General features: G+C 73.4%; 17 protein-coding genes. 9 read left to right on the top strand and 8 right to left on the bottom strand.

The window, feature by feature from the left end:
• On the top strand, positions 1 to 1,305 hold the full coding sequence (locus BSL84_RS22735) for a styrene monooxygenase/indole monooxygenase family protein (protein WP_075971015.1): 1,305 nt from the start codon (positions 1 to 3) through the stop codon (positions 1,303 to 1,305).
• On the opposite strand, the gene BSL84_RS22740 is transcribed toward BSL84_RS22735, so the two are convergent.
• The 3 genes from BSL84_RS22740 to BSL84_RS22755 all read right to left on the bottom strand — a co-directional run bounded on the left by BSL84_RS22740 (position 1,212) and on the right by BSL84_RS22755 (position 5,068).
• The gene (locus tag BSL84_RS22740; protein WP_075971016.1) at positions 1,212 to 2,417 is read right to left on the bottom strand and encodes a C40 family peptidase; all 1,206 of its coding nucleotides are present in this window, start codon (positions 2,415 to 2,417) and stop codon (positions 1,212 to 1,214) included. The two genes, BSL84_RS22735 and BSL84_RS22740, sit on opposite strands and share 94 nt — an antisense overlap.
• Before the next feature lie 1,803 nt (positions 2,418 to 4,220).
• Complete coding sequence (locus tag BSL84_RS22750) at positions 4,221 to 4,661, bottom strand: SHOCT domain-containing protein (RefSeq protein WP_030028173.1); 441 nt, start codon at positions 4,659 to 4,661, stop codon at positions 4,221 to 4,223.
• On the bottom strand, positions 4,661 to 5,068 hold the full coding sequence (locus BSL84_RS22755; protein ID WP_051873153.1) for a DUF6325 family protein: 408 nt from the start codon (positions 5,066 to 5,068) through the stop codon (positions 4,661 to 4,663). The genes BSL84_RS22750 and BSL84_RS22755 overlap by 1 nt, the downstream gene beginning before the upstream one ends.
• 106 nt (positions 5,069 to 5,174) lie before the next feature.
• Between BSL84_RS22755 and BSL84_RS22760 the strand changes: the two genes are divergently transcribed.
• Positions 5,175 to 6,545, top strand: coding sequence for an FtsW/RodA/SpoVE family cell cycle protein (locus BSL84_RS22760; RefSeq protein ID WP_075971017.1), 1,371 nt, complete (start codon positions 5,175 to 5,177; stop codon positions 6,543 to 6,545).
• The gene (locus tag BSL84_RS22765; RefSeq protein ID WP_030028169.1) at positions 6,542 to 8,011 is read left to right on the top strand and encodes a penicillin-binding transpeptidase domain-containing protein; all 1,470 of its coding nucleotides are present in this window, start codon (positions 6,542 to 6,544) and stop codon (positions 8,009 to 8,011) included. Before BSL84_RS22760 ends, BSL84_RS22765 begins: the two co-directional genes overlap by 4 nt.
• Before the next feature lie 212 nt (positions 8,012 to 8,223).
• Here the strand turns inward: BSL84_RS22765 and BSL84_RS22770 are convergent, their stop codons facing one another.
• Complete coding sequence (locus tag BSL84_RS22770) at positions 8,224 to 9,345, bottom strand: ferritin-like domain-containing protein (RefSeq protein WP_030028165.1); 1,122 nt, start codon at positions 9,343 to 9,345, stop codon at positions 8,224 to 8,226.
• A 168-nt stretch (positions 9,346 to 9,513) separates the two neighbouring features.
• Here BSL84_RS22770 and BSL84_RS22775 point away from each other — a divergent pair, with 168 nt between their 5' ends.
• The 3 genes from BSL84_RS22775 (at position 9,514) to BSL84_RS22785 (ending at position 11,537) form a co-directional block, all read left to right on the top strand.
• Positions 9,514 to 10,443 (top strand): AurF N-oxygenase family protein, encoded by a 930-nt coding sequence (locus BSL84_RS22775; protein ID WP_030028164.1) that lies wholly within the window; start codon positions 9,514 to 9,516, stop codon positions 10,441 to 10,443.
• 97 nt (positions 10,444 to 10,540) lie between these two features.
• Positions 10,541 to 11,254: a TetR/AcrR family transcriptional regulator gene (locus BSL84_RS22780; RefSeq protein WP_030028163.1), complete on the top strand. Its 714-nt coding sequence runs from the start codon at positions 10,541 to 10,543 to the stop codon at positions 11,252 to 11,254.
• Positions 11,255 to 11,264: 10 nt separating this feature from the next.
• On the top strand, positions 11,265 to 11,537 hold the full coding sequence (locus BSL84_RS22785; RefSeq protein ID WP_030028162.1) for a hypothetical protein: 273 nt from the start codon (positions 11,265 to 11,267) through the stop codon (positions 11,535 to 11,537).
• 131 nt (positions 11,538 to 11,668) lie between these two features.
• On the opposite strand, the gene BSL84_RS22790 is transcribed toward BSL84_RS22785, so the two are convergent.
• From BSL84_RS22790 to BSL84_RS22800, 3 genes are all read right to left on the bottom strand, one after another.
• Positions 11,669 to 12,937: a sensor histidine kinase gene (locus tag BSL84_RS22790; RefSeq protein ID WP_075972194.1), complete on the bottom strand. Its 1,269-nt coding sequence runs from the start codon at positions 12,935 to 12,937 to the stop codon at positions 11,669 to 11,671.
• Between the two features lie 32 nt (positions 12,938 to 12,969).
• The gene (locus BSL84_RS37495) at positions 12,970 to 13,824 is read right to left on the bottom strand and encodes a hypothetical protein (RefSeq protein ID WP_267894044.1); all 855 of its coding nucleotides are present in this window, start codon (positions 13,822 to 13,824) and stop codon (positions 12,970 to 12,972) included.
• A gap of 184 nt (positions 13,825 to 14,008) precedes the next feature.
• Positions 14,009 to 14,680 (bottom strand): hypothetical protein, encoded by a 672-nt coding sequence (locus BSL84_RS22800; RefSeq protein ID WP_045322472.1) that lies wholly within the window; start codon positions 14,678 to 14,680, stop codon positions 14,009 to 14,011.
• Positions 14,681 to 14,842: 162 nt separating this feature from the next.
• Between BSL84_RS22800 and BSL84_RS22805 the strand changes: the two genes are divergently transcribed.
• Complete coding sequence (locus BSL84_RS22805) at positions 14,843 to 15,727, top strand: nuclease-related domain-containing protein (RefSeq protein WP_075971018.1); 885 nt, start codon at positions 14,843 to 14,845, stop codon at positions 15,725 to 15,727.
• 113 nt (positions 15,728 to 15,840) lie between these two features.
• Here the strand turns inward: BSL84_RS22805 and BSL84_RS22810 are convergent, their stop codons facing one another.
• Positions 15,841 to 17,028, bottom strand: coding sequence for a Ku protein (locus tag BSL84_RS22810; protein ID WP_030030161.1), 1,188 nt, complete (start codon positions 17,026 to 17,028; stop codon positions 15,841 to 15,843).
• Between the two features lie 31 nt (positions 17,029 to 17,059).
• On the opposite strand from BSL84_RS22810, the gene ligD reads away from it, so the two are divergent.
• Both ligD and BSL84_RS22820 read left to right on the top strand, forming a co-directional pair.
• Positions 17,060 to 17,956, top strand: coding sequence for a non-homologous end-joining DNA ligase (gene ligD / locus BSL84_RS22815; RefSeq protein ID WP_075971019.1), 897 nt, complete (start codon positions 17,060 to 17,062; stop codon positions 17,954 to 17,956).
• Positions 17,953 to 18,846 (top strand): ATP-dependent DNA ligase, encoded by an 894-nt coding sequence (locus tag BSL84_RS22820; protein ID WP_199816176.1) that lies wholly within the window; start codon positions 17,953 to 17,955, stop codon positions 18,844 to 18,846. The genes ligD and BSL84_RS22820 overlap by 4 nt, the downstream gene beginning before the upstream one ends.
• The last annotated feature ends 28 nt before the right edge of the window (positions 18,847 to 18,874 follow it).

Consider the following 18,874-nt stretch of genomic DNA (forward strand, 5'->3'; position numbering starts at 1 on the left):
ATGCGCAGGATACTTGTCGTCGGAGCCGGGCAGTCCGGTCTCCAGCTCGCCCTCGGACTCCAGGCCAAGGGGTACGAGGTGACCCTCATGTCCAACCGGACCGCGGACGAGATCCGCACCGGGCGGGTCATGTCCACTCAGTGCATGTTCGACACCGCCCTCCAGCACGAGCGCGACCTCGGGATCAACTTCTGGGAGCGGCAGGCCCCGAAGATCGAGGGCCTCGGAGTCTCGGTGGCCGCCCCCGACGGCAGCCGCGCCGTCGACTGGCTCGGCCGGCTCAAGGGCTACGCGCAGTCCGTGGACCAGCGGGTGAAGATGTCCGGTTGGCTGGACACCTTCACGCAGCGCGGCGGGCAGCTCGTCATCCACGGCGCGTCCGTCGCCGACCTCGACTACTTCTCCCGCACCTACGACCTGGTGCTGGTGGCCGCCGGCAAGGGCGAGCTGGTGTCGATGTTCGAGCGGGATGCGGCACGCTCCCCCTACGACACCCCGCAGCGCGCGCTGGCCGTGTCGTACGTACACGGGCTCGGTCCGCGCCCCGAGCACCCGGAGACGGACGCGGTCCGCTGCAACCTCGTCCCGGGCGTCGGCGAGCTGTTCGTCATGCCGACCCTGACGACCTCGGGGCGGGCGGACATCCTCTTCTGGGAGGGCCTGCCCGGCGGTCCGCTGGACGTCTTCAAGGGCGTCAACGACCCGGCCGAGCACCTCGCGCTCACCCTGGGGCTGATGGAGAAGTACACGCCGTGGGAGTACGCCCGGGCGACGAAGGTGGAGCTCACGGACGCGGGCGGCACGCTTGCCGGCCGGTACGCGCCGGTCGTCCGGAACCCGATCGGGCGCCTCCCCGGCGGCGGGCTCGTCCTCGGCGTGGCCGACGTGGTCGTCGCCAACGACCCGATCACCGGGCAGGGCTCGAACTCCGCGGCCAAGTGCGCGGCCTCGTACCTCTCCTCGATCCTCATGCACGGGGACAACCCGTTCGACGAGGCGTGGATGAAGGCGACCTTCGACAAGTTCTGGTTCACCACGGGCAAGCCCGTGACCCAGTGGACGAACGCGATGCTGGGCGTGCCGCCGGAGCACGTGCTCAACCTGATCGGCGCGGCCGGGCAGCTCCAGCCGGTGGCGAATCGATTCGCCAATGGCTTCGACAACCCGGCCGACTTCGACGCGTACTTCTACGACCCCGAGGACGCGGCCGACTACCTCGCCGAGGTCGCCTCGACCGCCGGTGCCCCGGCCGCCGGCGCCCCCGCCGCCGACGCCTCGGCCTCGGGCGCCTCCTCGGAGGAGTAGCCGGCATCGTCCCCCGCCGCCGCGCCGCCCGAGGGCTCGGGCAGCGGCGGCGGGGCGAACTCCGCGAGCGGCTTCCCCTCCGGGTCCGGTCGCACCGCCCCGAGCAGCGGGTTCGCGGCGACCGGCGACACCTTCACCACCGATCCGGGCCGCGGCGCCTGGATGACCTTGCCGTCACCGACGTACAGGCCCACGTGTGTGGCCTTGGGGAAGTAGACCACCAGATCCCCCGGCCGCAGCTGGTCCAGCGGCACCCTCGGCAGCCGCGCCCACTGCTCCTGACTGGTCCGCGGGATCGCCCGGCCCGCGTGCGCCCAGGCCTGCGAGGTGAGTCCGGAGCAGTCGAAGGACCCGGGCCCCTCCGCGCCCCACACGTACGGCTTGCCGATCTGCGCCGCCGCGTACCGGAGGGCCGCGCCCCCGGCGGCCGTCGGCGTGCCCGTGCGCGCGGGCAGGGCCCCGGAGGCCACCAGGTCCCGCTGCGCCGCCGCGGTCGTCTCGTCCTCGCGCGCCCCCAGCCGGGCGAGCTGGTCGGGGGTAAGGGAGGACAGCAGCCGCTCGACCTGCTTCAGCTGCGAGGCGACCGCCTCCTTCTGGGCCTTCTGCCGTTCGGCCAGCGTCTGCCGGGTGTCCAGGGCCTTGCGGGCCTGCATGGCGAGCGTGTCGGCCTCCTTCTCGCCCTTGGCGAGGCGGCTCAGCGCCGCGGCCCGGCGCGCGCCCTCGCGGGCGGCGAGCCGGCGCTGTTCCAGCGCCGCCTGCGGGTTCCCGGCCAGCAGCATCCGGGCGTAGGGGGAAAGGCCCTGGCTGCCTTGGTACTGCTCGCGGGCCAGGCGTCCGGCGAGGGCCCGCTCGGAGTCGAGGGCCGTACGCACCCTGCCGAGCGCGGCGGCCCGCTGCCGCTCCTCCCGCCGGCCCGCCTCCAGCGCGTCCTCCGTGGACTTGTACGCCTCGGAGGCCTCCTCGGCCTTCTGGTACAAGCCCTGTAGGCGGGTGAGCAGCGCCCCCACGTTCTCCCCTTCGGGCAGACCGGGCTCGGCGCCGGCGTCGTGGACCGGTCCGGCGACGAGAAGCGCTACGGCGACACAGGCAGCGCGGAGCCCCCGATATGACATGGGATCACCTCCAAGACCGCCGATGCTGCCACGCCCGGTATGACAAATCCCCCAACGGAGTCGGCCGGTCGCCTGGTGCCACCCGGTTGGGGGCGGGGGGCGGGCGGGGCGGGGGCTTCGGGGGCGGGATCCGCGCGGGCGGGGTCGGGTCGGGGCCCGGGGGGTACGGGTGGTCGGGCGGGTCGGGGAGCGCGGCTGTGGGGGCGGGGAGAGGGGTCTACTCAGGCGGGGTCGAACGGAGCCTGGGAGACGGGAGGCACATGGGCCGGGCGGCGCCGGGGACGTGGGGCGGCGTGGGTGGGCGGGAGCCACCCGGGCGGTGTCGGTGGGGTTCTGGGGGTTTCCCGTCAGTCCCATCGTCTCTCCGCGTCGGGCCGGTCCGTCAAGGGCGCTCCCGTTGGTCGCGTCACTTCGTGAGGGCCTTCGGCCCCCCTTGACTGCCCGTCCCGCCACGGAAATCCGAAAGACTGCCGGGAAGCCCCCAGAGGAACGGGCCGGCCATCGAGACATCCCTCGGGGAGGTCGGCGCCGTGCGCCGGATCCCGGGGCGCCTCAAATCGCTACGCGCTTCTGCCCGATGGCGTTCCCCCGTCTCTTGGGCTGGTCATAAGCCGCCACCAATCGCTACGCGCTCCTGCCAGAGGGCGTCAGCGAGTCTCTTGGGGTGGGCATAGGCCGCCAGCGATCGCGGTGCGCTTATCCACCACGCGTCCGCGAGTCTCATGGGTTGGGCATAGGCCGCCAGCGATCGCAGTGCGCTTATCCATCACGCGTCCGCGAGTCTCATGGGTTGGGCGTAGGCCGCCAGTGGTGGCCGCGCGCTTCTCGATCACGCGTCTGCGGTTCGTCTGGGGCTGGGCGCAAGCCGCAGAAAGCTTTCCGCGCCCCTCTTGGACGACGTCCGGCCCCTGGGTGGGGTGGAAAAGCGTCAGATAACGGCTGGAGCGATGCCAATCCACGTCTGGGTGGGTGCCCGCATCCGAGAGGCTTCAATTCGCCCCAAATACCCCTGTCTGTGCCGACGGGTGGGATCTCGTCGTGGTCTTGATGGGGGTTGAGTTCGGCTGAGCCGAGGAATGGCTTTCCTGGCCCTCGATTTCGCCCCTCCCGGCCCCGAACGAGGGGCGGACGCGGTCGTCGAGGAGCGCGTAGCGATTGGTGGCGGCTTATGCCCGACCCCAGATGCTCGCGGACGCGTGATGGAGAAGCGCGTAGCGATCTGGGGCGGCCTATGTCCAGCCACAGGGGTCCGCTGACGCCGTCCGGCAGGAGCGCGTAGCGATCTGGGGCGTACCCGGCTCCCGCTGCGCGGCGCCGACCTCCCCGAGGGATGTCTCGATGGCCGGCCCGTTCCTCTGGGGGCTTCCCGGCAGTCTTTCGGATTTCCGTGGCGGGACGGGCAGTCAAGGGGGGCCGAAGGCCCTCACGAAGTGACGCGACCGAAGGGAGCGCCCTTGACGGACCGGCCCGACGCGGAGAGACGATGGGACTGACGGGAAACCCCCAGAACCCCACCGACACCGCCCGAGTGGGTTCCGCCCGCTCGTACCCCCTCGCGTTTTCCGATCCTGCTGGGGTGGGGTCCCGCCCCTGATGTCACCCCTCCCGTTTCCGACCCTGCGGGGGTTGGGTCCTGCCCGCTGGTGCCACCCTCCCGTTTCCGCCCCCGCCCGGGCGGCTCCGCCCCCCCGGCGGTTCCCGCCCCCCGGGCGGCTCCGCCCCCCGGCGCTCCCCGCGCCCGTCCGATCCCGTCCCGGTGCCTGCCCCTCACCGAAGCCGCCGCCCCGCCCCGCCCCCCGACCCTCAGCCGTTCAGCAGGCGGGCCTTCGCCGTCGTGAACTCCTGGGGGGTCAGCAGGCCCTCGCGGGCCAGGTCGGCCAGTTGGCGTAGCTCCGCCGCCAGGCCCGCGGGGGGCGTCCGGCCGGGCTCGTGGGGGATGTCCGTGTCCCAGTGCAGGGCGTCGATCGGCTCCGGCTCGTCCATCTCCTCCGGCTCGTCGGTCGGCTCGAACCCGAACTCCGGCTCCGGCGGCTCGTCCAGCGGATCCCGTTCCGGCGGCTGGGCCGGCTGGACCGGCTGGGCGAACCGGGGCGGCAGGGGGCCGCGGGCGGGCTCGTCCGGGCGTACCGCGCCCGACGTGTCCTGGGCCGCCCCCGACGCGCGCGCCAGCAGGCCGCGGAGCAGCGGGGCTCCCGCCGGGCGGTTCGCGGCGTGGACCGTCACTCCCCTCGGGCGGATGAACATCAGGCCGCCCCTGCCCGGGGGTCCGCCGGGACCCGGTCCGGCGGGATGCGGACCGAGCCCACGATCCGGCCGCCCGCCGCCCGTACGGCGACCGCCGCGTCCTCGGCCCATACGTGCTCGACCACCAGGAGCAGCGCGCAGCTGCCGCGCTCCAGCAGGTCCGCCGCCTCGTGTACGTCCTCCGGTCCGATCAGCCGGGCCACGTCCCGCCCCGTCAGCAAGCCGTGCAGCTCCACGAACTCGTCGAACTCCGCGGCGAGGACCTCGCCCGAGGCGGTCTTCGTGGCGACGAGGCCGTCGATCAGCCGGACCACCCCCGTCTTGCGCAGCCCCATCACGGCCTCGACGGCCGGCACCCGCAGCTGCTCCTCCGGGAAGGCGAGGACGATGAACTCCACAGGCCCCATGCGCCTCGGCTCCTCACTTTCGATACTTTCGACCGTTTGTGACGACTCTTCGGCACACTATGACATAAGCGGACATACCATCCGTCTGCTTGCTACGTTTCGGGGTATGACCGCTCTGACGGCGAAGGTGGCGGAGCCGACCCCGCCCCCGCCACCCGCAGCCGGCGCGCCCAGACGCCGGGGAGTCGAGCTGGCGCTCCTCACGGGTGCCGTCCTGATCTCCGTGCTCGGTCACCTCCTCGTCGGCCTCGCCACCACCGGCCGCATCCCCGACCCCGCCGACCGCTACGCCGCCGGCCTCGCCGCGGCCGCGCTGCTCGCCCACCTCGCCGTACGGCTCGCGGCGCCGTACGCGGACCCCCTCGTGCTCCCCATCGCGGTCCTGCTCAACGGCCTCGGCCTGGTGTTCATCCAGCGCCTCGACGCGACCACCCCGGGACACCCCACCGCGGACGACCAGCTCCTGTGGTCCGCCCTCGGCCTGGTGCTGTTCATCCTCGTCGTCGCGCTGCTCCGCGACCACCGGGTCCTCCAGCGCTACGCGTACCTGTCCGTCGCCACCGCCCTGGTGCTGATGCTGGTGCCCGTCTTCTTCCCGGCGGTCAACGGCGCCCACATCTGGATCCGCTTCGCCGGGCTGTCCTTCCAGCCAGGGGAGTTCGCCAAGATCCTGCTCGCGGTGTTCTTCGCCTCCTACCTCGCCGCGAACCGCACGGCCCTCGCCCTGACCGGCCGCCGGCTCTTCTGGAAGCTGCGCCTCCTGCCCGGCCGGGTGCTGGGCCCGATCCTCGCGATCTGGCTGCTGAGCGTCGGCCTGCTCGTCCTGGAACGGGACCTCGGCACCTCGCTGCTCTTCTTCGGCCTCTTCGTGATCATGCTGTTCACCGCCACCGGGCGGATCGGCTGGATCGCGATCGGCCTGCTCCTCGCGGCCCTCGGCGCGTACGCGGTCGGGACCCTGGAGCCGCATGTGAACAGCCGCGTGGACGACTGGCTGAATCCTTTCGCCTCCATCGAGCGCGGCGAGGGCCCCGGCCAGCTCGCCCAGTCCCTCTTCTCCTTCGGCGCCGGCGGCCTCCTCGGGGCCGGCCTCGGCCACGGCCGGTCCTTCCTCATCGGGTTCGCCGCCAAGTCGGACTTCATCCTCGCCACCGCCGGCGAGGAGCTCGGCCTCGTCGGCCTCACCGCGATCCTGCTCCTCTACGGGCTCCTCGTCGCCCGCGGCTTCCGCGCCGGCCTCGCCCTGCGCGACCCCTTCGGCCGGCTGCTCGCCACCGGCCTCGCCTCGATCATCGCGCTGCAGGTGTTCGTCATCACGGGCGGTGTCACCGGCCTGATCCCGCTCACCGGCATGGCCATGCCCTTCCTCGCGCAGGGCGGCTCCTCCGTCGTCACCAACTGGATCATCGTCGCCCTGCTGGTCCGGCTCAGCGACAGCGCCCGCAGGCCCCGGCCCGCGCAGGAGGCGGACGAGTGATCCGCTACATCCGCTGGTGCGCGTACTTCTGCGCGCTGCTGCTCCTGGCCCTGCTGGCCAACCTCGTCCGCGTGCAGGTCTGGGAGTCCGCCGCCTACGGCGCGAACCCGGCCAACAAGCGCACCGCCATCGAGCGCTACGCCGAGCCGCGCGGGGACATCCTCGTCGACGGACGGCCCGTCACCGGCTCCCGCGACAGCGGCCAACTGCTGCGCTATGAGCGGTCCTACACCAACGGCCCGCTCTACGCCCCCGTCACCGGCTTCTCCTCCCAGACGTACGGGACCAGCTTCGTCGAGCGCGCCGAGGACGCCGTCCTGTCGGGCACGGACCCGGGGCTGTCGGCGTTCCCGCTCTGGTACGAGCTGGCGCGCGGCCGCCCGGCCGGCGGGAACGCCGCGACCACCGTCCGCGCCGCCGTGCAGCAGGCCGCGTACACCGGACTCGGCGGCAAACGCGGCGCGGTGGCCGCCCTCGAACCGGCCACCGGGAGGATCCTCGCGCTGGTCAGCAGCCCTTCCTACGACCCTGCCGTGCTGTCCGGTACGGGTACGAAGGTGAAGGCGGCCTGGTCGGCGCTGAACGCCGACCCCGCCAGGCCGATGCTGAACCGGGCGCTGCGCGAGACGTACCCGCCCGGCTCCACCTTCAAGATCGTGACGGCGGCGGCGGCCCTCGACGCGGGCGTGGTCACCGACGTGGACGCGCCCACCCGGACCCCGGACCCCTACCCGCTGCCCGGGACCAGGACCCTGTTGCCGAACGCGGCGAAGGGCTGCGAGGACGCCTCCATGGCCGAGGCCGTGCAGTGGTCGTGCAACACGGTGATGGCGAAGATCGGCGTACAGGTCGGGCTGCGCGGGATGGTGGACGCGGCGCGCCGCTTCGGCTTCAACTCGGCGGGGCTGCGGGTTCCCTCGTGGGTGTCCCGGTCGAACTTCGACACCGACATGAGCCTGGACCAGCTGGCCCTCTCCTCGATCGGGCAGTTCAACACCACGGCGACACCGCTGCAGATGGCGATGGTGGCCGCGGCCGTCGCGAACGGCGGTGAGCTCGCCTCCCCGTACCTGGTGGAACGGACCACCCAGGACGACGGTTCCCCGATCCGGCGCGGCGACCGGCGCAGCCTCGGGCGGGCGATGAGCCCGGCCACCGCGCTGCGGATGCAGGAGCTGATGGTGAAGGTGGTGGAGGACGGCACCGGAAGGAACGCGGCGATCCCCGGCGCGGTGGTCGGCGGCAAGACCGGTACCGCCCAGCACGGCGTCGGCAACGCGGGGACCCCGTACGCGTGGTTCATCTCCTGGGCCCGCGCCGAGGGCGCGGGCCTGCCGGCGGTGGCCGTAGCGGTGGTCGTGGAGGACGCCGCCGCGGACCGGGGCGGCATCAGCGGCAACGGCGCCGCCGCGCCGATCGCCCGGGCGGTGATGCAGGCCGCGCTGCGTGCGAAGCCCTCCGAGTAGGCCGCGCGGTGGACCGTCGGCAGACCGCCCGGTGGACCGTCGGCAGACCGCCCGGTGGACATTCCGCCGGGCGGCCCGGACCGGGCCGGGGGTCAGTACGAGCAGCCGCTGGTGGGCAGTGAGCCCGGCGACGGCGGGGTCACGCCGTCGTAGAGGGCGCGGAGCATGGCCGGCGTGACGGCGGCGTACGGCTGCCCGTACGGGTGGCCGGGTCAGCGCTCCGCCGGGTCCGGACCGCCGCCGTCGGCGATGGCGGCCTCGACCTCCGCCACGCGCGCCGACTCCTCGGCCGCGAAGCGCTCGCGGTCGAGGGCGTCGGCGATCTCCTCGTCCTGGCTCATCAGCAGGTCCAGGTTGGAGTCGCCCATGTGGAAGACGCCCAGGTCCACGTACGCCCGCTGCAGCCGTTCGCCCCACAGGCCGATGTCCTTCACGCAGGGCACGATCCGGCTGAACAGCAGTTTGCGGAACAGGTGCAGGAACTCCGACTGCTCGCTGAGCCGCTGCGCCTCCTTCGGCGGGATGCCGAAGTTCTCCAGAACCTCCACCCCGAGCAGCCGGTCCCGCATCAGGTGACAGCCCTCGATCACGAACTCCTCGCGCTCGCGCAGCTCGGCGTCGGTCAGCTGCCGGTAGTGGTCGCGCAGCGCCATCCGGCCGAAGGCCACGTGCCGGGCCTCGTCCTGCATCACGTACGCCAGGAGCTGCTTGGGCAGCGGCTTGGCGGTCGTGTCCCGGATGAGGCCGAAGGACGCCAGCGCCAGCCCTTCGATGAGCACCTGCATGCCCAGGTACGGCATGTCCCAGCGCGAGTCGCGCAGGGTGTCGCCGAGCAGGCCCTGGAGGCTGTCGTTGACCGGGTAGAGCATCCCGACCTTCTCGTGCAGGAAGCGCCCGAAGATCTCGGCGTGCCGGGCCTCGTCCATGGTCTGCGTGGCTGAGTAGAACTTCGCGTCGAGGTCCGGAACGGTCTCCACGATGCGTGCCGCGCACACCATCGCACCCTGCTCGCCGTGGAGGAACTGGCTGAAGTTCCAGGCGGTGTAGTGCCGGCGCAGGTCACCCCGGTCCTTCTCGGTGAGTTTGGACCAGTGCCGGGTCCCGTACAGCGGCAGGGCCTCGTCAGGGGTTCCCAACGGATCGTACGGATCCACCTCGACGTCCCAGTCGATGCGTCTGGCGCCGTCCCACTGCTTGTCCTTGCCCTTCTGGTAGAGGGCGAGGAGGCGTTCGCGGCCGTCGTCGTACTCCCAGCTGAAGCGGGCCGAGCCGGAGGCGGGGATCTGCCATACGGCCTCTCCCGGGTCCTCGGTGTAGAGCTCGTGCGTCGACACTGACGCCCCCTCGTCTCGCGTACTGCGGTGCAGGACCGGACAGTTGGCAGGGTCACACGTTGGTAGACGCGGGGTCAACAAGTCGTGCGCGGGGGATTGACGACCTTGCTGACAGGCAGTCTCATAAGCAGTGACCGCCGGTAACTCGACGACGAGGTGTCCGAAGCCATGACGACCGTGACCGAACGAGCCGCGCTCAGGGACGCCCTCGGCCTCCTCAAGGACCGGGAGCAGATAGCCGAGCGCCTGCTGGAATCCTCGGCCAAGCACTCCTTCGACCCCGACCGGGAACTCGACTGGGACGCACCCATGGTCGAGGGGAAGTACTACTGGCCGCCCGAACTGCTCTCCCTCTACGACACCCCCCTCTGGAAGAAGATGGGCGAGGAGCAGCGCATCGACCTCTCCCGCCACGAGGCGGCGGCGCTCGGCTCGCTCGGCATCTGGTTCGAGATCATCCTCATGCAGCTGATGGTCCGCCACATCTACGACAAGTCGCTGACCAGCAAGCACGTGCGCTACGCCCTCACCGAGATCGCCGACGAGTGCCGCCACTCGATGATGTTCGCCCGCATGATCCAGAAGAGCGGCAGCCCCGCCTACCCCGTCTCCCGCCTCAACCACAACCTCGCGCGGATCCTCAAGACCGTCTCCACCACCCCCGGATCCTTCGCCTGCACCCTGCTCGGCGAGGAGATCCTCGACTGGATGCAGCGACTGACCTTCCCGGACGAGCGCATCCAGCCGCTGGTCCGCGGCGTCACCCGGATCCACGTCATCGAGGAGGCCCGGCACGTCCGCTACGCGCGCGAGGAACTGCGCCGCCAGATGGTGACGGCCCCCCGCTGGGAGCAGGAGCTCACCCGGATCAGCTGCGGCGAGGCCGCCCGCGTCTTCTCCCTCGCCTTCGTCAACCCGGCCGTCTACGACAACGTCGGCCTGGACCGGCGCGAAGCGGTCGCCCAGGTCCGCGCCAGCGGCCACCGGCGCGAGGTCATGCAGACCGGCGCCAAGCGGCTCACCGACTTCCTCGACGACATCGGCGTCCTGCGCGGCGTCGGCCGCAGGCTGTGGCGGAGCTCGGGGCTGCTGGCGTAACGGCTGCCGGCGGAAACGGCCGGTGGGGGAGTACGGATCGGGCGGGGACTTCCCGGACGCCGGCCGCGTCCGGCCGCCCGCGGGCTACCCTGCGGTCATGACCGTACGCGCGTACCGCAGGTTGAGCGTCGAGGAGCGGCGGGCCCAACTCCTCGACGCGGCCCTCTCGCTGTTCGCGCACCGGGCTCCGGAGGAGGTCTCGCTGGACGATGTCGCGGAGGCCGCCGGAGTCTCGCGCCCGCTCGTCTACCGCTACTTCCCCGGCGGCAAGCAGCAGCTCTACGAGGCGGCCCTGCGCTCGGCGGCCGACCTCCTCGAACTCTGCTTCGCCGAACCGCAGGAGGGCCCCCTGACCCGGCGCCTGTCCCGGGCCCTGGACCGCTACCTCGCGTTCGTCGACGAGCACGACACCGGCTTCGCGGCCCTCCTCCAGGGCGGCAGCGTCGTGGAGACCTCCCGCACGACGGCGACGGTCGACGGCATCCGCCGGGCCGCGGCCGACCAGATCCTCCTCCACCTGGGGGTCCCGGCCCCCGGACCCCGGCTGCGCATGATGGTCCGCACCTGGATCACGGCGGTCGAGGCCGCCTCCCTCATCTGGATCGACGAGGGCAAGCAGCCCGAGGTGGACACCCTCCGGGACTGGCTGCTCGACCAGTTCATCGCCCTGCTGACGGCCACCGCCGCGACCGACCCGGAGACCGCGGAGGCCGCCCGGGCAGCCCTGGCCCTGGAATCGGCGGACGGCCCGGTCGGAGCCCTGGCCCGGCGCGTGATGCCCGTGGTCTCCGAGGCCGCCCACCTGCTGTGACACTGGTGGGGTGAGAAGCCAACCGACCCCCTTCGAGGGCGGCCCGATGGACGGCCGGGTCCTCCCGATCCTGCTCGGCCCGACCGGACACCCGCCGAAGTGGTACGAGATCCCCGTCCCGACGCCGGACGGCCCGCCGACGGTACTGCTGTACGAACGCGTCCCGTCGGGCTACTCGAAGCGGCTCGGCCTGCAGAAGGGCTGGAAGTACGCCTTCCGCCCCTCGGGCACCAAGCCCCGCCCGCGCTGGCCCTGGACCAAGGCCCCCCGCCCCCAGGACTGACCCGGGGCGGCGGCCGGGGCCGCGCGCCCGTACGGCGCCCGTACGTCCGTGCCTGTACGGCCGCGGGCCCGGACCGGCCGCGGGGCCGGACCGGGCGCGGGGCCGGACCGGGCGCGGGGCCGGGCCGTGGCCTACGTACCCGGGAGGGAGAGGACCGCCAGGCCGCCGCCGCCCTCCGCGGTGCGGAAGCGCAGCGTCGCGCCGATCGCCTCCGCCTGGCCCACGGCGATGGTCAGGCCCAGCCCGTGGCCCTTGCCGCCGCTGCGGAAGCGCTGCGGGCCGTGCGCCAGCAGGTAGTCGGGGAAGCCGTCCCCGTGGTCCCGTACGGTCACCACCGGCCCGTCGACCGTCAGCACCACCGGCACCCGGCCGTGCTGGTGGGCGTTGGCCACCAGGTTCCCCAGGACCCGCTCCAGCCTGCGCCGGTCCGTCTCCACGTGGGCGTCCCGCAGGACGGCCACCTCCGTGGCCGTCGCCGACGCCCGCACCACGCGCCGGGCCAGCCGCCCCAGCTGGTGCAGGTCCGTCTCCACCGCCTCGCTGCCGGAGTCCAGGCGGGAGATCTCCAGCAGGTCCTCCGTCAGCTGCCTCATGGTCCGTACGCGTTCGCGCACCAGCTCCGTGGGCCGGCCCTCCGGCAGCAGCTCCGACGCCGCCTGCAGCCCGGTCAGCGGTGTGCGCAGCTCATGGGCCACGTCCGCCGTGAACCGCCGCTCGCTCTCCAGCTTCGACTGCAGGCTGCCCGCCATCGTGTCCAGCGCCGCGGCCACGGTCGCCACCTCGTCCTGGCGCCGCGACGGGTCCTTCGTCCGGGGGTCGTCCACCCGGGCGTCGAGATCGCCCTGGGTGATCCGCCGCGCCACGGTCGCCGTCTGGTGCAGCCGCCGGGTCACGCGGGTCACCGCGAAGGCGCCCACGAGCAGCGTCCCGCCGATGGCCAGCACCGACGACCCGATGATCGCGTTGTCCAGCCCGCTGATGGTGCGGGCGCTCTGCCCGTAGTCGACGGCGGTCGCCAGCGCCCGGCCGTCCGCCGGGGCCGCCGCCCACATCGTCGGGCGGCCGCGGTGCTCCGCCACGACCGTCCCACGGTGGCCGCCGACGGCGAGCGCCCGCAGCTCCGGCGGCAGCCCCACGGGGTCCAGGCCGGAACCGGGCGGCAGGCTCTCGCCCGCCTCGTAGGCGCTCGCGACGTCGTTCAGCTTGCCCAGCGCCTTCTCGCGCGCGGTGGCCACCGTCTGGCGGGTCACCTCCACGTGCACGAGTGCGCCGAGTACGGCCGCCAGCGAGCAGCACATCACCACGATGAAGCACGCCGACTTCCAGGTCAGCGTGGCCGTCCAGGAGGGCAGCCGGAGCCGCGGTCGGAGCCTCGGCCCGGGCTGCGGCCGGGGCGGCAGCCGCCGGCCGGCCCGGCGCCCGGGGTCCTCGCTCACGGCCGGTCCGGGGCGGGACCGAGACCTGCGCCGGATCCGGGACCGAGGCCGGGGCCGGATCCGGAGCCCGGACGGCCCCCGGGCCCCGGGCCGGAGCCGGGACCCGGGCCAGGGCCGCGGTCCTCCGTACCCTGCGGATTCGCGGGCACCCGTACGATCTGCTCGCGCGTCGGCAGCATGGTGCGCTGCTTCTCCTCCCAGGACCATGCGGTGATCAGCTCGTAGCCGCGGTTCCCGCTGGGCACCCGCAGGACCACGTCCCGCCCGGCCAGTTCCACCGAGACGACGGTCTGCGTGGTCGCCATGATCCGGTTGAGCCGCCCGTCGCGGTCCGCCGTGTAGACCCGTACGGACATCTTCCGGTCCGGGAACTCGATGCCCAGGATCAGCTCGTCCGTCCCGTCGCCCGTCAGGTCCCGGTAGTACGGCGCCAGCACCGGGCAGGCCGCGGGCGAGGTCTCCGCGGCCCCCTTCTCGCAGGCGTTGATCGCGGCCGCGGTCTCGGCCGGTATCCCGTCGGCCCCCGCCTTCGACTTCGGGTGGACCCGCAGCTCCGCCTGGACGAGGGCCACCGGATCGACCGCGTGCACGTCCCCGCCGCGAACGGGCGGGATCCCCTTCACGTACTCGGGCGGAGCCCCGGCCGGATCGGCCGGCGGTACGGTCGCCCCCTGGCGGTCGGGCCACAGGTGCACGGGCCCGCTCGCGGTCGCGGTCGCCCCGGCGCCGACCAGCCCGCCGGTGTCGCCGCACCCCGCCAGCAGCGGAAACAGGGCGAGTACCAACAGCGGGGCGACGGCCGGAGCGGGGGAGCGCCGGTGCGCGGAGCCGCCGAAACCGAACCTCTTCACGGCCCCCCTGTCCACAGCCCCGTGCCTTTCCGCCCGCGTCGCACCGTCGTTCGATCATGCCCACCATATGCGGAGGTGCGCCCGTTTTGCCCTTGCGGGTGCCGAGGCCGAAGCCGGTACCGGTGTACGGAGTCCCGTACCGGTCTCTCCAGCGCGCCGGTGGCTCTACGAGCCGGCCGGCCGGTCAGCCGTCCGTGCGTCCCCGGCGCAGCATGGCGAAGCCGAGCCCGGCCGCACCCACCGCCGCGATACCGGCGCCCGCGGCGAGCAGCAGTACGCCCTCGCCCGGTCCGTCGGCCAGCGTACTCAGCCGCCGCCCCTCGGCGGACGCGGCCTCCAGGGCCCGGGTGTCGCCGGAGGCGGCCCGCTGCTCGGCCGAGACGGGGACGACCTGCCCGCTGCGCGCGCTGTCCCGCGTACCCGTCTTGTACCCGCCGCCCGCGACGGCGTGGTCACCGCCCCGCGCGGCAGGGTCGCCCACCCATGAGGTCAGCCGGCCCGTCGAGTCCAGGGCCGCGTGCAGTTCGCCGGTGGAGCCGAAGTCGGTGACCCCGTCGCGGCTGGTCAGGGTGGTGGCCCTGGCTCCGTCGGCGGCCAGGATGTCGGCCTGGTAGGCGCCCGCGGCCGTCCGGTACACCTTCGCCGTGGACACGCCGTCGGCCAGCGAGAGACTCTTGACCAGGATCCGCTGCGGGGCCGCCGAGTGCGCGGACGAGGCCGCCGGCACCCCTTCGGCCAGAGCGGCGGCGGTGGGCAGCGCCAGCAGGCTGCCGGCACAGGCGGTCACGGCGGCTGCGCGAACGAGAGTGTGGCGGCGGCGGACGGTGCTCACGGAAAGCCCTTCGGTACTGGTCACGGCCTGGCATCTCCAGGTGCGACCAACCTAGGGGGCGGCCGTTGCGGCGACACCCCGTTCGTGTAACAGCGAAGTCGCAACGTCCCGTCGGACTCGTTACACCACCGGGGGATTGCCGTGCCGCGCCCCGGCTGCTCCCATGGACGGCGGGGGTGAGGGTGCATGCGCGGACTCAAGGTACTGCCCAGCGGTCGGCCCGGCCACGGCAGACTGTACGTCAACCTGCCCGACGGTCAGGCGGTCGCCTGGTACGACCGCCGGGCCAACCGCATCAGCGTGCTCGCGGACGATCACCGCGAGGCCGTCCTGGCGGTGCTGCGCCCCTACCTGAGCGGCACCGTGTCCATCGGGCCGCCGCCGGTACCCACCGCGGCCGACCTGCGCCGTCTCGCCCTGCCGCCCGACGCGGACCTGGCACCGAACCGCCCCGGCGAGACCCTGCTGGCGGAGCTGGAACACGGCGCCGCCGCGGGCACCCGCGCCCGGCACCGGCTGCGTCAGGACCTGACCGCGCAACAGCGGATGGGCGAAGCCTTCGACGCGCTGGAACCGGACGGCTGGCGGACCCTGCACCGCGTCCCGCTCCCGGGCTTCGGCCACATCGACCACCTGGTCATCGGCCCGGCCGGGATCTTCTGCGTGCGTACGGTCCCGGGGCGTCGTCAACGCGCGATGGTGGGCGACCTGTTGCTCACCGTCGGCCGCGCGGAACCCCGCCCGGACCCCCGCTGGATCCGCGGCGCGGCGGCCCGCGCGACGGCGCTCCTGGCCGCGCACGTGACTCCCGCCCTCGCATTGGTCGACGCCTCCCGCCTGGAGACCGCCCCGACCGTCCGCGACATCCGCATCCTCCAGCCGCCGTCCGCGACGCCGGACCTCGTGGCGTCCCCGACTGTCCTCGAACCCCCGGATGCCGACGCCCTGTTCGCCCAGGCCCGAGACGTCAGGACCTGGATGCCGGGGCTCCCGCCCCCGCGTGCGCCCGAGGCGCGGGGCCCGGGGTGGGGCGGCGGGCGTAACTCCGGGCGGAACTCCGGGAAGCGGTGACCGGGCGGGGCGGGGCGGGGCGGGGCGGGCAGGCGGTGCCGCAGGCCGGTCCGCAGGCCGACTCCCGCACCCCGAGCCCGGTACCCCGAGTCCCGCACCCCGACTCCCGTTCCTCAGGCGGAGGTCCGCTTCCGCGTCGCCGCCGCCTTCTTCGCGCCTGCGGCGGCCTTCTTCGCGCTCGCCGCCGAAGTCGACTTCGTGGCCCCCGACTTGCCCCCTGCCGATCTGGCCGTCGATCCGGCCGTCGATTTGGCCGTGGACTTGGCTGTGGATTTGGCCGTCGTTTTCACGGCCGTCTTCTTCGACGCCGCCGACGTGCTCTTCGCCGCAGCCGGCGCCGCGGTCTTCTTCGCCGAAGCGGCCGTCGACTTCTTCCCGCCCACCGCCTTCGGCGCGGCCTGGGTCCTGCGGCCCGGCCCACCCCGCCGCCGCATCGGCGTGACCTCGGCCTCCGTCCCGGTCGTCCCCGTCTCCTCGGTGCCCGCCTGCCCGGCGCCGCCTTCGCCGGCTCCACCCGCCTCGCCCCGAGAGGCCTTCGCCGCCCGCACGCTCTTCTCCAGCGCCGCCATCAGGTCGATCACCTGCCCGCCGGCCGGCTTCCCCGGAGCCTCCACCGGCTCGAACGCCCCACCCGCCTTCGCCGCGATCATCGCCTCCACCGCGTCCCGGTAGTCGTCGTGCAGTGAAGCCATCTCCACCTCGCCGAGCGTCGCCATCAGCGCGTCCGCCAGGTCGAGTTCGGCGTCCCGTACCGTCACCTCCACGTCCGGAGCAACACCCTCCGGCACCCGGATCTCGTCCGGCCACAGCAACCCGTGCATCGCGATCACATCGTCGACGACCCGCAGCATGCCCAGCCGCTCCCGCCCCCGCAGCGCGTACTTGGCGATCGCGACCTTCCGGCTCCGCTTCAGCGCCTCCCGCAGCAGCGTGTACGGCTTCGCCGCGGTCGCCCCGTTCGCAGCCAGGTAGTACGCCGCGTCCATCTGCAGCGGATCGATCTCCTCGGCGGGCACGAACGACATGATCTCGATCGTCTTCGCGGTGGCCAGCGGCAGCTGCGCCAGGTCCTCGTCCGTGATCGGGATGACGGACCCGTCCGCCTCCTCGTACCCCTTGCCGATCTCGGCGCCCGACACCTCCTCGCCGTCCAGCTCGCACACCTTGCGGTAGCGGATCCGCCCGCCGTCGGCGAGGTGGATCTGGCGGAAGGAGATCGAGTGGCTCTCGGTCGCGTTCACGAGCTTGATCGGAATGCTGACGAGGCCGAAGGAGATCGCTCCGTTCCAGATGGATCGCACGGTTCCTCCTGTTTCGTGGCAATCTCATCGTATGACGCCGATCACAATGGTGGAGGGCCGTCGCATCTCGCTCAGCAACCTCGACAAGGTCCTCTATCCGGAGACCGGCTTCACCAAGGGCGAGGTACTCCACTACTACGCCACCGTCGCGGGGCCCCTGCTCGCCCAGATCCACGACCGGGCCGTGTCCTTCCTGCGCTACCCCGACGGACCGGACGGCCAGCTGTTCTTCACCAAGAACCCGCCGCCCGGCGCACCCGACTGGGTGAGGACCACCCCCGTACCCCGCTCCGAGGACCCCTCCGCCGAACAGGTGGTCGTCGCCGACATGGCCACCCTCATGTGGTCCGCCAACCTCGTCGTCGAGTTCCACATCCACCAGTGGCCGGCCGGCAGCCCCGCCGTCGCCGACCGCATGGTCCTCGACCTCGACCCCGGCGCCCCCGCGACCGTCGCCGAGTGCAGCGCCGTCGCCCTGTGGCTGCGCGAGCGCCTCGCCGCCGACGGCCTCGACGCCTACGCCAAGACCTCCGGCTCCAAGGGCCTGCACCTGTCCGTGCCCCTGGAGCCGACCCCGTCCTCGCAGGTGTCCGCGTACGCGAAGCAGCTCGCCCAGGAGGCCGAGCGCGAGCTCCCCGACCTCGTGGTGCACCGCATGGCCAAGGCCCTGCGCCCCGGCAAGGTCTTCGTCGACCACAGCCAGAACGCCGCCGCCAAGACCACCGCCGCCGCCTACACCCTCCGCGCCCGGGCCCGCCCCACCGTCTCCGCCCCGGTCTCCTGGGCCGAGGTCGAGGCCTGCCGCACCCCCGCCGACCTGGTCTTCCTCGCCGACGACATCGGGCCGCGGCTCGACCGCGACGGAGACCTCTTCGCCCCGCTCGCCGACCCCGCACGGCGCCGCCCCCTCCCGAGATCCCGCCGATGATCCGCGTCGCGCTGGCCGCCTCCGTGCGCACGCTGCCGCGCGCTGCGGGACTGGCGTACGAGCCGAAGTTCGACGGGCACCGGCTCGTCGTCGTGCGCTCGGCGGGCGACGTGGCGCTCCAGGCCCGCTCCGGCCGCATCGTGACCAGCGCGTTCCCCGATCTGGCGGCGGCCGCGCTGCGGTTGCCCGCCGGGACGGTCCTCGACGGCGAGGTGGTGGTCTGGCACGAGGGCCGGACGGACTTCGCGCTCGTGCAGCGGCGCGCGGCGGCCACCGCGGCCCGGGCGGCCGTGCTCGCGCAGAGCCTGCCGGCCTCGTACGCCGCCTTCGACGTACTGGAACTGGCCGGGCTGGACGTGCGCGGCCGCGCGTACGAGCGACGCCGCGCCCTCCTCGTCGACCTGCTCCTGCCGCTCGGACCGCCCCTCCAGCCGGTCCCGATGACGACCGACCCGGAACTGGCCGCCACCTGGTACGAGACCCTCCCCGCCAGCGGCATCGAGGGCATCGTCGTCAAGCGGCTGGACCAGGCCTACCCGGCCGGGCGGCGCGGCTGGCAGAAGCTCCGGCACACCGACGTACGGGACGCGGCGGTGATCGGGTACACCGGGACCCCGCGCCGTCCGCTGGCCCTGGTGCTCGTCCTGCCCGTCGGGGACGAGACCCCGCTGGTGTCGAGTCCGCTGACGGCGGCGCTCCGGCGGGAGGTGGCGGACGTGGCCGCCGTGCGGGGCGGCGCAGTCGAGCCGGGGGCCACTGCGACGGCGACCGCCATCGGGCTCGGCGAGGTCCCGTACCGCCTCCTTGACCCGCCGCTCACGGCGGAGGTCCGGACCACCTCGACCCGGCACCCGCCGCCGGAGGTGCTGCGGTTGCGGACGGACCTCTGACCCGCGCGAGGGGCTGCGCGGGCCAGAG

Source organism: Streptomyces sp. TN58 (assembly GCF_001941845.1).
Lineage (GTDB): Bacteria > Actinomycetota > Actinomycetes > Streptomycetales > Streptomycetaceae > Streptomyces.

What these genes read in the sequence shown, in the direction of transcription:
- ligD (WP_075971019.1), top strand. Translation starts at nt 17,060, where the DNA reads ATGACGCCGATCACAATGGTGGAGGGCCGTCGCATCTCGCTCAGCAAC.
- BSL84_RS22780 (WP_030028163.1), top strand. Translation starts at nt 10,541, where the DNA reads ATGACCGTACGCGCGTACCGCAGGTTGAGCGTCGAGGAGCGGCGGGCC.
- BSL84_RS22750 (WP_030028173.1), bottom strand. Translation starts at nt 4,661, where the DNA reads ATGTTCATCCGCCCGAGGGGAGTGACGGTCCACGCCGCGAACCGCCCG.
- BSL84_RS22735 (WP_075971015.1), top strand. Translation starts at nt 1, where the DNA reads ATGCGCAGGATACTTGTCGTCGGAGCCGGGCAGTCCGGTCTCCAGCTC.
- BSL84_RS22755 (WP_051873153.1), bottom strand. Translation starts at nt 5,068, where the DNA reads ATGGGGCCTGTGGAGTTCATCGTCCTCGCCTTCCCGGAGGAGCAGCTG.
- BSL84_RS22775 (WP_030028164.1), top strand. Translation starts at nt 9,514, where the DNA reads ATGACGACCGTGACCGAACGAGCCGCGCTCAGGGACGCCCTCGGCCTC.
- BSL84_RS22760 (WP_075971017.1), top strand. Translation starts at nt 5,175, where the DNA reads ATGACCGCTCTGACGGCGAAGGTGGCGGAGCCGACCCCGCCCCCGCCA.
- BSL84_RS22820 (WP_199816176.1), top strand. Translation starts at nt 17,953, where the DNA reads ATGATCCGCGTCGCGCTGGCCGCCTCCGTGCGCACGCTGCCGCGCGCT.
- BSL84_RS22805 (WP_075971018.1), top strand. Translation starts at nt 14,843, where the DNA reads ATGCGCGGACTCAAGGTACTGCCCAGCGGTCGGCCCGGCCACGGCAGA.
- BSL84_RS22740 (WP_075971016.1), bottom strand. Translation starts at nt 2,417, where the DNA reads ATGTCATATCGGGGGCTCCGCGCTGCCTGTGTCGCCGTAGCGCTTCTC.